Genomic DNA, 14,678 nt, shown 5'->3' on the forward strand with positions numbered 1-14,678 from the left:
GAAATGGGCGCGGTTTCCATTGCTAAATCAATTCAAACATGGGGCAGATTACTGAATAAGAATATTACTTTCAGCTTAATATCTGTCCTTTTTATCTCAAACTTATATTTTTCACAATCTGATATAAATTCAATGCTAAAAAGTTTCTTATACGGATTTTCGTTTACTTTATTAATATCTTCAACAGCCTTAGCAGTACCTGTAAACGATATTTCCACAAAAAGCGATCGCTACTTACAGGCACAAGTCACTTCCGTTTCCGAGCTATCTGACGTAAAACCCACAGACTGGGCATATCAAGCATTACAAAATTTAGTCGAACGCTATAACTGCATTGCAGGCTATCGAGATTCTACCTATCGTGGCGATCGTGCTTTGAGTCGTTATGAATTTGCTGTAAGTCTAGATGCCTGTCTCAATCGCATTACCGAATTAATTGCCGGCAATAGCGATTATCTTCGTCGAGAAGACTTGATGACTCTAGAAAGATTGCAGAGAGATTTTGGTACCGAGCTAGCAGATTTAGAAGGACGAGTAGATAATTTAGAGTTGCGTACCACAGCACTAGAATCACAACAGTTTTCCACAACTACCAGACTCGTCGCTCAATTTATCACTGCTATCAGCGATACTTTTGGCAATAGTATTGGTAGTGACGAAGATCTTTCTCAAACTTACTTTGCCAATCGCAGTCGTCTCAACTTAGAAAGTAGTTTTACTGGTAGAGATTTGCTGCGAGTCCGTTTGGAATTTGGTAATTTTTTAGATGCCGATGGCAACAGTCAAATTGCTTTAGCTACAGGCACGGGAATGACCAGGCTCAATTTTGACGCTGGTACCGATAACGACCTTACTGCTCCCCACATACGTTATTTATTTCCCGTCAGCGATTCGCTTTCCTTTGTAGTAGGAACTGCAGGCATTGGCTACACTGATATTACAGATACTGTAACTCCCGCCCTGATTGCCGATGATGGTAATGGAGTTCCCTCCCTATTTGGTTCTTATAATCCCGTGTTTCGTCGGGGTGGCGGTGGTGCTGCTGCCAACTGGGAATTTGCCGAAGACTTTACCTTAACTGTGGACTATTTAGGAGATAATCCCAATTTGCCTTCTGAGAAAAATGGTTTATTTAATGGCGGTTACAATGCCCTGGCACACTTGGTCTATTTAGGAGAGCAAGGAGGTATTGGTCTGGCATATTCTCACGGCTATAGTCCTGGTGGCAACGTTAACTTGACTGGAAATACGGGCAGCCTGCTTGCTATTACTCCTTTTGGAGACAACATCGCTACTTCAAACGACATTGTAGCTTCGCAAGGGTTTTACCGTTTTACAGAAAAGTTTCAAATTCACGCTTGGGGTGGATATATTTGGGCAAATGCCGAAAGTTCTGATATTAGTGCGGTTCCCAATGGTTTGGGCGAAACAGACACTCTTTTTATCAGTGAGGGCGACAATGCCCAAAGTTGGTATGGGGCGATTGGAGTCTCTTTTCCCGATTTAGGAGGAGAAGGTAACTTACCAGGAATTCTCTTTGGGATACCCCCCCATGTTGCTTCCAGCGATGTTCGCGAAGAAAGTGACAATGCCTATCACCTTGAAGCTTTTTATAGCTGGCGAGTTAACGACAACATCTCCGTAACTCCTGGTTTTTGGATAGTTTTTAATCCTGAAAATGATAGCAGTAATGATACACAATATGTTGGGGTATTACGTACGACTTTTGATTTTTAAACGGCGAGCGTCTATATATCGCAGTACGTTAAACCTCGAACATCGAACACTACAGACGATAAATGCTCATTGCTCATTGTTCATTAAATACACAGGCAGGTTGTACATAACAAATACAGTTGGTTTCTTCTATCGTCCTGCATAGCGTTGTTCTGCCCAGGGTTCGCCTCGACTGTGGTAGCCGTTTCGTTCCCAAAATCCCAGGCGATCGCCTTTCATAAATTCAATACCGTTAATCCATTTGGCACTTTTCCAGGCATAAAGATGGGGTACTACTAGCCGCATTGGACCTCCATGTTCTGCTGGTAAGGGTTCGCCGTTTAAAGTATGGGCAAAAAAGTTTTCTTCGCGAATAAAGTCTTCCATTGGTAAATTGGTCGTATAGTCGCCGTAGCAAGTTTGCAGAATATGAGTTGCTTTCTTGTCAATCGCCAGTTCTTTGACAAAATCAGTAACTTTAACTCCCGTCCATTTAACATCTAGTTTCGACCAGCGAGTTACACAGTGAAAATCGGCGGTAAAGTCATGTTGGGGCAAATCCATAAAGTCCGACCAGGTAAAAGTTTTATCTTCTACTAACCCCCAAACGCGAAATTGCCACTCGTCGGTACTAATCTGCGGTGTTTCTCCATAGGTAAGTACGGGAAAACCTTTGGCTAAATATTGTCCTGGCGGAACACGATCGCTTTGAGCGGGTTCTGGTTTTTGAAAAAATTTTCCTGGCATGGTTTTACTATATACGTTTAATCAATTAGAAAATGTTTGGGTAGGTAATGGGTAATGGGTTTTTATTTATGAAAGAGAGCGTCAGTATGATAAGACGAGTCGCGCTATTTTAAATTTGTACCCGTTTAAAAGCTATTTCAACAAATTTAATTTTACCTAATTACTCATTCAAAGCTTGTTTATTGGTAACTGTTGGTTTGCCTGTCAAACTCTGAAAATAAGCCGTTCCGATAATTGCTAGGAAAGAAACATAAGCAATAATTTGTCCTAAATATAATGTTTGCCGATAGCCAAATAAAGCCTTGAGTAGAATACCAGGAAATTCTTTATCTGGTAGTAATTGCGAGCCGTCCCAAACTTGACTGCCTAAAATACAAGAGCCACTATTGGGAAGGCAAAGATTGAGGGTCGATAGCTGAGATAGTAAATCTAAAGCAGAATTAAAATGTTTTAGCGCACCCATCACCAAACCACCGACAATTAATAACAAAAATACGCCCATTACCTGAAAAAACAGGCGGATGTTAATTTTGGCTCCCAGGGCGAATAAAGCTATTCCCATAACGGCAGCTAAAGACAATCCAGCGATCGCACCTAAAGCTGGCATAGTCCATTCTTGTTGAAATTTCGCCAAGATAAATAAAACAGTTTCAAAGCCCTCACGCAGGACGGCGATAAAAATCAATATAAACACCGCTCGTCCTGCATTATCACCAGTTAAAGCTTCATCGATCGCTCCTTCTACCTCTCCTTTGACTGATTTAGCCTGTTGGGTCATCCACAGCAACATCCAACTCAGCATGACAATAGCTACCAGTCCAAAAATTCCTTCTAAAAACTGCTTGACAACAGGTGCATAAATTCCTCCCGCTGCTTCGGCTCCTGTTAGAGTACCAGCAAGGATAAACCCAACTCCAATGCTAGCAACTATGCCGCCGATAATACCTAAATAAACCCAGCGATACAGCTTTGCTCGATCGGCTTTTTGCAAACAAGCCATGACGATACCGACAACTAAAGCCGCTTCAAATCCTTCTCTGAGGGTAACGAGAAACGTCGGTAAGGCAGCAGTTAAGTCCATATATTGTAAATTTAAAAAGTTGTTACAGATAAATTCATCTTAGTAACTGATGTTACGCAAAAGAATAGTTTCAACTAATAAAATTAGAAAAATGCCATCACTCAGCCCCTTCCCCTTTGTCTTTTCCCCGAGCTTCGCTTTCAAACAATAATTGTCAAACGAACTGTATTAACCCATTACCCATTATCCATTACCCAGCCTCGATCGACTAATTAGTGAGTAACATCAGTTACTATCGATCGCCCAAACAATAAGAATTGATTTGAGCTACTGCTTCTTGCTGTAGTTTTCCAGCAGAACGAGCGCGATCGCGAGCGGTTTTCAGAGCAGTCAAGTCTTTAACTTCTCTGGCTTTAACTGCATCTAAAGTTGCCGCTCCATAAATTTGATAGACGCTGGCTAATTTGGTCTTATATTCATTTAATTGCAGATCTTCTATTGGTAGAGCTTCGAGTTGTCTGGAAGTGGTATCCATTAGTTTTGCTGTTTCTAGCCAAGTTTTTAACTCAATCGCTTTACCCTTAGCTGTATAGGCTATTGTTTCCGAGCGATTGGTAACTTGACGGGCGATATTAAATATTTGTTCGCATTGGGTATATTTGGTTGTGGCACAGCCAGACAAAATTGCGGCGATCGCCATACTTGTTAATATTCCAAAATCGTAGCGATAAAACATTTAGTACATTGTGAGGAACTCTTCCCCAATAGTAGGATGAATACCAATAGTTTCATCGAGGTCATGTTTGCTTATTCCCTGACGTACCGCCACAGCTAAACTCTGAATAATATCGGCAGCATGTTCTCCAACCATGTGTATACCTAGAATTTTTTCGTCTTCGTCTATCACTAACTTCATAGTTATCTGAGTAGACTCATCAGATTTGGCAAAGCTATAAAGCATGGTTTGAAACTGGGTTTGATGACAGCGAATGCGATCGCCATATTTTTGACGAGCTTCATTTTCACTCATACCTACCGTAGCGGCTTCGGGACGTGCGAATACTGCTGAAGTGACGTATTGATATTCTACAGTTTTAGGATTATTACCTAATGCCGTATCTATTACTGCTCTCCCCTCTGCTTTGGCAACGGGTGTCAAGGGTATGCGGTTGGTACAGTCGCCAATGGCATAGATATTTTCCTGGGTGGTACGACTATATTTATCTACTTTAATTTCGCCTTTTTCCCCTATTTCTACCCCTGCCTTATCCAAACCAAGGTTTTGGGTGTTGGGAGTTCGTCCCGTTGCTAGTAAGATAGTATCGACAACTAGACTTTCTCCAGTAGATAGATTTAACTGCAATCCATCTGCTAGTGGTACGATTTCTTTAGCCGTAGTTTCTGGTAAAAAGTTTACCCCTCTAGCGATTAATCCTCGCTGCACCCCCAGGCGTAAATCGCGATCGAACCCCGATAGTATTAACTCGTCCGTGTCCATCAAGGTAACTTGAGAACCAAAAGCACTCATCATGCTAGAAAATTCTACTCCTATGTAGCCTCCGCCTATGGCTGCAAAACGCCGAGGAACTTCTTGCAGATGAAACATACCGTCAGAGGTTATGGCGTGTTCGCTACCAGGAATATCTATTTTGTTGGGATGTCCGCCGACGGCAATAATAATTTTATCGGCAGTTATCTGGCGATCGCCTACTTTAACTGTTTGCTTATCGATAAACGTAGCGCGTTCGGAAATTAATTCAATTTCCGATTCCTTGAGCTTGTCAACAAAATTTTGTTCTAATTTCGATAGATATTGATGTATGTTGTTCGTCAACACCGAAAATTCGATCTGGCGATCGCAACTATTCCAACCATAGCTGGAAGTTAGTTTTTCTTTTAGAGCAAAATCTGCACTATAGACCATCAATTTCTTAGGAGTACAGCCGCGATTCAAACAAGTACCACCCACTGCTTTAGCTTCGGCGATAGCGACTTTAAATCCCATAGAGGCTGCTTTTTGTGCTGCTGAGTTTCCGCCAGAACCCGCGCCAATAACTAATAAGTCGAAGCGATCGCCAGACATATTTTTTCTTTAACCTTAATAAACATAGACTGTCAATTAGGTTAATACAATGTCAAGAAATATTACATCTGTCTGAGTGTTTAACTTTAAACGTAAACTGCCATAGTTTTTTTTTATTTTGGAATGGCTGAAAATTGTCCTACGTGCCATTTTATCTCGGTATAAGAGTCTTTTAGCAGAACTATTTTATAGCCCAAAGCTGCGATCGATTAATTAATCTTTTACTGTTTTAGTTTGTAAAAGTACTTAATTTTACAATTTACAAGATAGTTTGCCCTAAAATACATGACAAAATTTGAAACGAAGATATTGTTTTCATCAGAAACTTTATAGGTTCTTAAGTTTTTTAATGACTCGAACAGAACCACAATAGTTACTTACAAAATTGCTATAAATAAATTTATTTTTTTGTGCTTTCCATTACTAATAAGAACTATGATTTTTAGCGGTTTTTTATTTCTTGTTTTAAAAGACATTTTTTATTATTTAAACAAAAACAAACCAAAGCTAACGTACACTTTCGTACTTTTTTGTGTGTAGTTTTATAACTAAAAGCGATCGCAATTTGTGTTTATATTTTTTAACATTAAATTTATTTATAGTAAGCCTAAAGTTAGACGAATAAAAAAAATGACTTAACTATACTGATTGATGATTTAAGACTTTGTTTTCTAAGTTTATTTAGCAACTAAAGCAACCAAATTTAAAAATTATGAAAGTCATGTTTAATATAGGCGATCGCGTTCGACAAAAAAAGACGGGTCATGTAGGTGAAGTGATCGGACACGGACACGAATTAATTGGCAAAAATTATCAACCAACAATTAAAGTTTTGTTTTTAGAATCACCAGGTAAAAAAACTGTAGTTGAAGATATATCTACAGAATGGCAGCCATTTCAAAACAGCAAACATACTGAAGAATTAACTCATAATTACCGTTCTAGTTAAGTTTGGCTTTAGATCGTCATAACTAAAACTAAAATTGGCGTTGCATATGTACGTAATGATTTAGATCGATCGACAATTAGTTATTCCCCTGGTCTTCTCGTCCCTAAGTCTCCCAGTTAAATTCAACCATCCCATGTTGCACTGCTCTAGAATTAATTAGGATGAAAATAACTATAAATTTCTTGCGCCAAACTGCGACCGATACCAGGGACTTCTGTTAATTTATCTACTGAAGCCTCACGAATATAGTCAATCGAATGAAAATGCGCCAGCAGTTGTTTTTGACGGTGAAAACCCAAACCAGAAATTTCTTCTAAACGCGATCGCCTGTTGTTTTTTAATCTTTGCTGACGATGAAAACTTACGGCAAAGCGGTGTGCCTCATCTCTAACTCGTCGCAGTAACTGCACTCCTGGCTGTTCGGCTTCTGTATTTAAAGGTATAGATTCTCCTGGCAGAAAAATTTCTTCTCTTTTTTTAGCCAAACTAACTACTTTTACTCGTTCTAAAAGATTCATCTCCTGTAAGACGGCAACCACTGCTGATAGCTGTCCTTTACCACCATCTATCATTACTAAATCGGGAAAATCGTCATTGCTTTCTATTTCTGCTAATGAAGTTGTTGCGGCGTACTTGCGGAAGCGGCGGCGAATTACTTCTGCCATGCTGGCAAAGTCATCAGAGTGACCGATAGTAACGGTAGGATTTTTAATTTTATAGTGACGATAATGTTGTTTGGCTGGTACGCCATCGACAAAAACAACCTGAGAAGCAACGGCATTTGAACCCTGAACGTGAGAAATATCGTAACCTTCAATACGTTTGGGAAATTCTGGTAGATCTAAAATACTCGTCAGATCTTGTAAAGCCTGAGTATTGCGATCGCTGGTTCTTTGAGTTCTCTCTAACTCGTAATTGGCATTGCGTTCTACCATCTCAATTAGTTCGGCTTTAGTTTGGCGTTGGGGAACTACCAAACTAACTTTTCTACCCTTACGATCGCTCAACCAGTCAGTCAACATTTCTCCTTCTGGTAGCTCGTGCTGCACGATAACTTCAGCAGGAATTTCTATCGGTTCGACAGTAGAATAATGTTCTTCTAGTACCCGTTGTAAAATTGCTCCTACAGTACCAGATTGAGCATCGGCAAAGAAACCCAAACGTCCTACCAAACGTCCAGCGCGGATTTGAAATAGCTGGATACAGCAGTGTTTATCGTCAGCAGCTAGAGCGATCGCATCGCGAGAAACGGTGTCGTCAGGCAAAGATACTTTTTGATCGGCATTTAGACCGTATAAAGCTTTAATTTGATCGCGTAAATTAGCAGCCTGCTCGAAATTTAGCTTTTCTACCGCCTGTTCCATTTGAGCTTGTAGAGTGTTTACCAACTCATCGGTTCGACCCTGAAACACCATGACCACCTTTTGCATGATTTTTTTATAATCTTCAGGGGTAATTAGAGACTGACACACTCCAGGACAACGACCCATATCGTAGTTCAAGCAAGGTCGGTCTTTAAACAAAGGTTGACGACGCTGACGCAACGGGAACACGCGCTTGATGATGTGTAAGGTATAGCGCAACAAGCGAGTATCTACATAAGGACCGTAATAACGATCTTTCTCGTTTTTAGCCCGACGTTTGCGAGTAATAAAAATGCGGGGGTAATCTTCCGACCAGGTAACACAAACATAGGGATATTTCTTATCGTCTTTTAACAGCACATTGTAATAAGGCTGATGCTGTTTGATTAGATTGGCTTCTAATGCTAAAGCTTCGGCTTCGGTGTCGGTAACGATAAAATCGATTTCGCTTACCTGACGCACCATCATGGCGATCCTATCGCTCAGTTTTTGCGAGTCGCGAAAATAAGAACGAATACGCGATCGCAGTTTCTTAGATTTGCCAATATAAAGAATATCGTCATTGTTACCCCGCATAAAATACACTCCAGGTTCTGCTGGAATTTCTTTAAGACGGGTTTCCAAAAGTTCGGGTTGTTTTAGTAAGAGTTTGGTTTCTATCGCTGCGCTCATCTAAATAGTTACATTTGTTCCCTATTTAAAATGATAGATAAGATTCAATTACAGTGGTGGTAGAAAAAACCCCATCGGCGCGATCGCTTGACAATGAGCAATGAGCAATGAACAGTATTAAATGCTCAATGTCTTTTTTCTAAAGCCTGAATTACTTTTAACTTTTGACTTTTACCTTTTTACTTTTCTTAAATCTGTGTTAGTAAAGAATACACTATCTACTATTCACTATTTTTTCGGGCAAAGAAAGATAAATTTATGCTAAATGCTTTGAGAAGTATTTCTACTTGGGCAGCGACAACATTTTTAATCGCAATTCCTACCGCTGTGAACGCTTTAGAAGTAGATATATCGCCAAAGGCACCTCAAATGGGCGATACTATTTCGGTTTTAATAACTCCAGACGATAACACTAGTCCACCACCAATCGTAAATTTAGAAGAAAAAAATTATCCAGTTTTTCCACTTGGCGATCGCTATAGAGCTTTAATCCCAACTTCGCCTTTAGATCCTCCAGGTAAAATGACCGTTCGTGTCGAAGGGGAAGAATCGACCAGCAATATTGGTGTCTGGTTGAAAAATCGCGTCTTTCCCATTCAGCGCATTTGGTTGACTGGTAAAGCTTCCAGACCAGCTACTGACACCGAACTAGAAAAGGTAGCAGAATTTAAAAGTTTGGTTACACCTCAAAAGTTCTGGAACGGTACTTTCACTAAACCGAGTTCTGCATCAGTTTCTACGGTATTTGGGGTAAGGCGTTATTATAACGGTGAATTTGCTAATGATTATTACCATAAAGGCGTTGACTATGCAGGCAGCAGTGGTTCGTTAGTAGTCGCACCAACCGCAGGAAAAGTCAGGCTAATTGGCAGAGAAGACGAAGACTTTCACGTACATGGCAATACTATTGGTATCGATCACGGTCAAGGTGTAGTTAGTATATTTATGCATCTACAAGATATTTATGTGCGAGAAGGAGACATGGTTCAGCCAGGGCAGAGAATTGGTACGGTAGGTTCTTCGGGAGCTTCTACTGGTCCTCATCTACACTGGGGGTTGTACGTTAATGGTATAGCTGTAGACCCAGTTCCCTGGAGATTTACAGGAATTGAATAAATAAAAATATGTTGCTAAAATAGGCTATTAATTTACGTCCAAAGTCTTGAAATTTGTCAAAACAAGTACATAGATATCTAAATATTTACCGCACATAAACTGTTAATTGACAGCTATTTTGTCTCTTTCCCTTTTCGATCTCTGGTAAGAGAGACTAAGATAGGTCGTTAAGTCCGATTGTTTAGGGAAAATATTTTAAAAACATTATGGGAATCAAATTAATAGTAGAACAAGCTCTGCAAGATGGCTATCTAACTCCAGCTATGGAAGCAGAAGTTGGACGTATTTGCGATGCAGCAGCAGAATTATCTGTTGAAGAGTATACGGCTTTAGACAAACTTATGGGAGCTTTGCTTACAGGAGAAGTCGTAGCAGTTCCTCGCAAGCAGTTTATCAACGTCATGGAAGAGTTAGTTCTTAGCGAAGCAATTACTCGCGTTGCAGAAATCGAACAAACTAGCGACAGTTCTCTTGATGTTGGTGACATTGCCGCTTATGCTCTCAACCGCTTACCCCCTCTATACGCCACTACTGAAGAAGGAGCAAACTATCAGCGTCAAAGAGCCAGAGAAGAACTACAAGAGTTAATCCGCCAACAGGTAAGCGAAGCAATTGCTCGATATCTCGATCGACCACAATTTTATCCAGAACGACAGGCTATTAGTGCTAAAAGTGATTCTAATGTAGCTACTCAACTTAGCAGTCTATTAAAAGATTACGCTCCTAGTTATGAATCTCAGACTAATTAAAGTCAATAAATTATAGAGATTGCCAACTAATTGAAAATCTTCGGGGAACTTTTGCTTTAGCAATTGAGTCTAAAAGCTGAGAAATCATATAATGCTTTTAACTAAGTTTATGAGTCAATCTCTTCCTGTATCATGGTCAAGAGTTGAGGTGAGTGAAACTAACAATTTAGTGACTTCCGCAAAACTCTCTAACTACGATTTAATTGTGCGCTGTCAAGAAGGTTCGCAGCCCGACCGAGTAGCTTTTGCTGAATTATTACGGAGATATCAATCTCATTTAAATCGCCTGTTCTATCATTTAGCACCAGACTGGGAAGAAAGAGCCGATCTAGTTCAAGAAGTATGGATTCGCGTTTATCGTAATATCAATCGTTTGCAAGAACCAGCCAAATTTCGTGGATGGCTTAGTAGAATTGCAACCAATCTTTTTTATGATGAATTACGCAAACGCAAACGAGTGTCTACACCTCTATCTCTGGATGCACCACTACAGATGAATGATGGTGAAATAAATTGGGAACTTCCTGCCGATACTCCAGGACCCGATGAAAATTTAGCCACCAGGGAATTTTACGAACATTTGCATTTGGCGATTGCCGAGTTGCCTGAAACTTTTCGTACCACTATTGTGTTGCGAGAAATTGAAGGTTTGGCTTACGAAGAGATTGCCGAAATAACAAACGTGTCTTTAGGTACGGTAAAATCCAGAATTGCCAGAGCTAGATTAAAACTACAAACGGTATTGCAAAACTACATTGATGAAGAGTAGATTGGTAAATAAGCTTAGCTAGTACGCTAATTTTTCTCTGTTTTCGTTCGGTTCAATTAAATAAAAAGTGACGGTAGTATCATTCATGACATCAGATTTCGATCGCGATCGCCGCGATAATTCGGAAGAAAACAATGCTTGCGGAGATTTGGATTGCTTTGAACTGTTAAGTGCTTATCTAGATGGCGAATTATCTCCAGCAGAGCGTAACGAAATTCAACGTCGTTTGGATAGCGAACCCGAAACCCAGAAAATGTATGCTCGCTTGTTACAGCTACAGTCTCAAATGCAGCATTTAACCGCTCCCTCTAGCGAGTTATCCACCGAAGATTTGTCCCTTAAAGTCTTTCAAGGAATCGATCGCACTCAACGCCGCAAAAAGGTTGTAGTTTGGAGCGGCAGCGCGATCGCAGCAGCTTTTATTGCCTTAATATCTGGTATAGTTCCAGGTTCTAATTCTCCTGCCCTTAAACTGGTAAAATCTCCTTCTGTCAAATCGCCTATTATGTTAGCAGTAGCAGTTGACAAACCAGCAGTAAAAATACCAAAAGCCGCTGTAGCCACACCTCAAGATGACTGATTGCGTTTTTGATATTTTTTAAGTGATTAGCCAAATTAACCGGATAAAGCTCAAGAACTAAAACATTTCTGAATATTCCGCATCTTATTTTTGACAAAAAAACTTTATTCAAATAGATGTAATAAATAAAAAAAATTAATATTATTTACCATTGTTATAATTTTTGAGCTAACAATTACATTTGCTTAGCTCATTTTTTATGCGAAAAATAAGTTTATATTCATCTGTCTTTAGTTATAATCAGATTCCATACTTAGATAAGTATATTTTAAATTAACTGTTTAAAATAATATATTTTAAGTGGGTATAGATGGAAAATAAAAACAAGAAACGCGTTTAAATTGCTCAAATATAAAGCTTTATCTATTTCTTCAGTTTAATAAAAAAACCAACCTAAAACTAAATTTGTTTTCAAAAGCTCTTAGTGGCTTGTCAACAATTCAAGTATAAAAAATAACCTGAAATTGGCAATTTTTTAAGTTTTTGGCGATCGAATTACCACAGCAACAATTTTTGCATATAAATTCACAACAAACAAGCTGCTTTAAATAAATGTAATTATTTCTTTCGATAGACTCTTTGTTAAAATTTGTTAAGTAATATAACTTATTAAGAAATAAATTTGACGCAGCAGTTGACTATGAATGGTCGAATACATTTGGCTATTTCTAGAAAAATTTAACTAAGTCGATTTTGTATTAGAGGACATATTCAACACAAAGATAATAGTGTCCAAACTATTTTGTTTCGATCGATAAAAATCGCAATCCTACTTTTCTTATTCGTTAACTGTTATCTAGCCAGACACAATATCGCCAAGTATTGCCTATTTTTTAAATTAATTATTTTATTGAGTCAAAAAAAGTTGAACTAATGAGTACAAATTGTTTTACCCAGCCTAAATTTGAACTAAATCAAACAGTTAGCTTTATTGGGGGTATAGGCAAAATTAAAGATTGTCAGCTAGAAATTAACGAATGGACTTATACAGTAGAAATGATTATGAATTCGGAACCAGATTTTGGACGAATAGGTACGGAAACTACCATTGTTCTAGAAGAGTCTGATATTCGAGGCGTAGTCGTGTAGCTAATATAGTTGTACAAAGCTAGATTAAGACATCTATAGCTATCGGCTCGTAAGTAGCAAGTATCAAGTTTGAAAAACTGTCTTACCCTAGAATGCGTAGTACTATATCTAATAAAAATAAACAGAAAATAGATATTTGCTGGGCTAAATAGAGCGGACGTAAAATTAAACCCGAACTAATGTATGTAGGATTGAATGTCTAGAACTCGATATAAGTATGTATTTTGTTAGTTGATTGTCTAATCTATTGCCTGTAAAACTTCTATAGCATTAATAGCAGCAAAGTTTGCCGAAGCATCAAAGTCTAGATTGAGAATACCATCTGATACTCGTACATCATTTATTTGAACTACCATAGCATTTAAAGCACCAGTAGCTTCTGTAATAATGTCAAAGTCATCCATTACCGTTGTGTCTTCAATTTTGACATCAAAAACCCGTTGACCCTCACCAGGACGATCTTCTACACCCCAAAATGCCTCTGCAAAATGCAATCGAATATCTACTGGTTCTGTGGTGTCTAAAGGAAGTTCGTAAGAAAGAACTCGTTCCTCTTGAGAAGTCGAACCTGTAAACCTAGCGCGATAAGTTTGATAGAGTAGATCGTCTTCGGTATTAGCAAATTCGGCAGGTCCATTGTCCTCAATCACTGCTATATCGGCTGGCTCGAAGAACCCCGTATCTGGCGACCAAACATTACCTTCAGTATCGGTATATGGTGTCTCGCTGCCCGCATCGATACGATATAGAGCTTCTTGCGGTTCTGGCTGAATGTTAGAAAGCAGATAAATATTGTCGTTATAGTCATAATTAATGCCAGAATAGTCCATCGTCATGAGGTACGTGTCTGCGATTAACTCTCCCTGGCGATCGCGTGCTGGCCAAAAACGGACATGATGACCGGCAGGACCTGGGGCACCATTTTCAATATCTTTTTGTCGGGCATTATTTTTAGGATTACTCCATTCAGAATCAACTTTAAAGCCAAAGGTGCCGTCAAAATCGATAATACCTTCTGCAGGCTCGGTCGAATCTGCTAAATTTGGTAGTACACTTTGTGCTTGTTGACCCTCATGAGCAAAAATTAATTCGGCTTCATTACTACCTTTTTCATACCAAAACACACTGGCTTTGGAGGGATTGATATGGTATGCCGCTAACTGACGTATTTGTATGGGTTGAGATGGGTCGGCAGCTTGCCAGTAGGGAGATAATACTTCTTCTCCAATAGCCTGAACTAGACCTTGTTGATTTAATTGCTGATCCTCGCCGATAATTTCGGTAGTATATCCTAATAATTTCAACGATTCAAATAGATCTGGCTCGCCAAGTTCTGAATCTGGTTGCCAAAAACCTGAAAGCTCGACAACAGTTTCTGGATCGTCGTTATCATTAGATTCAATCGTCAAACTACCAGTCGCCAAATTACCACTATCGGCAATAAAGCGCACTCCTAGATCTAACGCTTCATCGGGTGCAATTGTAGCTGATGATACACTATCATCAACTAGCTCCCACGGTCCTACAATTGTTAAATCTTCAATCTCTAAAGGATCGCTACCTGTATTTTTAATTCTGAGTTCTGCTACATCGTGAAAGCGATCGCTAGGCGAGTCGGTCAAACTACCATAGCGACTGAATACCAGGCGGTCTGAATACGGTGCGCCGTCTAAGTTTTCAATTTCAATTGCAGCGTTATTAATATTAGGAGATTCATTAGTGGCAGCAATTTCCAAATAGTCGATTTTAGTATTGGTGCCACCGATAGCATCGACCGTCAGCTTACCGTCGGTCACTTCGACAGTCGCCGTTGCCACTTCAAA

Annotated in this window: 13 protein-coding genes; 7 read left to right on the top strand and 6 right to left on the bottom strand. The window is 39.4% G+C overall.

Annotation, left to right across the window (positions count from 1 at the left end; genetic code table 11):
• Nucleotides 1-132: 132 nt before the first annotated feature.
• Nucleotides 133-1,737, top strand: a complete 1,605-nt coding sequence (locus KV40_RS27300; RefSeq protein WP_036487832.1) for an iron uptake porin — start codon at nt 133-135, stop codon at nt 1,735-1,737.
• Nucleotides 1,738-1,866: 129 nt separating this feature from the next.
• Here KV40_RS27300 and KV40_RS27305 read toward each other — a convergent pair whose 3' ends face one another.
• The 4 genes from KV40_RS27305 to gorA form a co-directional block, all read right to left on the bottom strand.
• Nucleotides 1,867-2,463: a sulfite oxidase-like oxidoreductase gene (locus KV40_RS27305; RefSeq protein WP_036487835.1), complete on the bottom strand. Its 597-nt coding sequence runs from the start codon at nt 2,461-2,463 to the stop codon at nt 1,867-1,869.
• Nucleotides 2,464-2,623: 160 nt separating this feature from the next.
• Nucleotides 2,624-3,544, bottom strand: coding sequence for an FTR1 family protein (locus KV40_RS27310; protein WP_036487837.1), 921 nt, complete (start codon nt 3,542-3,544; stop codon nt 2,624-2,626).
• A 232-nt stretch (nt 3,545-3,776) separates the two neighbouring features.
• Complete coding sequence (locus KV40_RS27315) at nt 3,777-4,220, bottom strand: hypothetical protein (RefSeq protein ID WP_036487839.1); 444 nt, start codon at nt 4,218-4,220, stop codon at nt 3,777-3,779.
• Nucleotides 4,221-5,567, bottom strand: coding sequence for a glutathione-disulfide reductase (gorA, locus tag KV40_RS27320; RefSeq protein ID WP_036487842.1), 1,347 nt, complete (start codon nt 5,565-5,567; stop codon nt 4,221-4,223).
• Nucleotides 5,568-6,279: 712 nt separating this feature from the next.
• On the opposite strand from gorA, the gene KV40_RS27325 reads away from it, so the two are divergent.
• Nucleotides 6,280-6,516, top strand: coding sequence for a hypothetical protein (locus KV40_RS27325; RefSeq protein ID WP_036487844.1), 237 nt, complete (start codon nt 6,280-6,282; stop codon nt 6,514-6,516).
• A gap of 152 nt (nt 6,517-6,668) precedes the next feature.
• On the opposite strand, the gene uvrC is transcribed toward KV40_RS27325, so the two are convergent.
• On the bottom strand, nt 6,669-8,552 hold the full coding sequence (uvrC, locus tag KV40_RS27330; RefSeq protein ID WP_036487846.1) for an excinuclease ABC subunit UvrC: 1,884 nt from the start codon (nt 8,550-8,552) through the stop codon (nt 6,669-6,671).
• A 258-nt stretch (nt 8,553-8,810) separates the two neighbouring features.
• On the opposite strand from uvrC, the gene KV40_RS27335 reads away from it, so the two are divergent.
• The 5 genes from KV40_RS27335 (at nt 8,811) to KV40_RS27355 (ending at nt 12,855) form a co-directional block, all read left to right on the top strand.
• Complete coding sequence (locus tag KV40_RS27335; RefSeq protein WP_036487848.1) at nt 8,811-9,668, top strand: M23 family metallopeptidase; 858 nt, start codon at nt 8,811-8,813, stop codon at nt 9,666-9,668.
• A 206-nt stretch (nt 9,669-9,874) separates the two neighbouring features.
• A complete protein-coding gene (locus KV40_RS27340; RefSeq protein WP_036487851.1) occupies nt 9,875-10,417 on the top strand; it encodes a late competence development ComFB family protein in 543 nt (180 codons plus the stop codon).
• A 109-nt stretch (nt 10,418-10,526) separates the two neighbouring features.
• Nucleotides 10,527-11,186, top strand: a complete 660-nt coding sequence (locus KV40_RS27345; protein WP_036487874.1) for a sigma-70 family RNA polymerase sigma factor — start codon at nt 10,527-10,529, stop codon at nt 11,184-11,186.
• Nucleotides 11,187-11,271: 85 nt separating this feature from the next.
• The gene (locus KV40_RS32695) at nt 11,272-11,766 is read left to right on the top strand and encodes an anti-sigma factor (protein ID WP_052056006.1); all 495 of its coding nucleotides are present in this window, start codon (nt 11,272-11,274) and stop codon (nt 11,764-11,766) included.
• Between the two features lie 873 nt (nt 11,767-12,639).
• Nucleotides 12,640-12,855, top strand: coding sequence for a hypothetical protein (locus KV40_RS27355; RefSeq protein ID WP_036487853.1), 216 nt, complete (start codon nt 12,640-12,642; stop codon nt 12,853-12,855).
• A gap of 239 nt (nt 12,856-13,094) precedes the next feature.
• Here KV40_RS27355 and KV40_RS27360 read toward each other — a convergent pair.
• A partial coding sequence (locus tag KV40_RS27360) for a malectin domain-containing carbohydrate-binding protein (RefSeq protein ID WP_216595745.1) occupies nt 13,095-14,678 on the bottom strand: 1,584 nt, incomplete at its 5' end.

The sequence above is a fragment of the Myxosarcina sp. GI1 genome, from assembly GCF_000756305.1.
Lineage (GTDB): Bacteria > Cyanobacteriota > Cyanobacteriia > Cyanobacteriales > Xenococcaceae > Myxosarcina.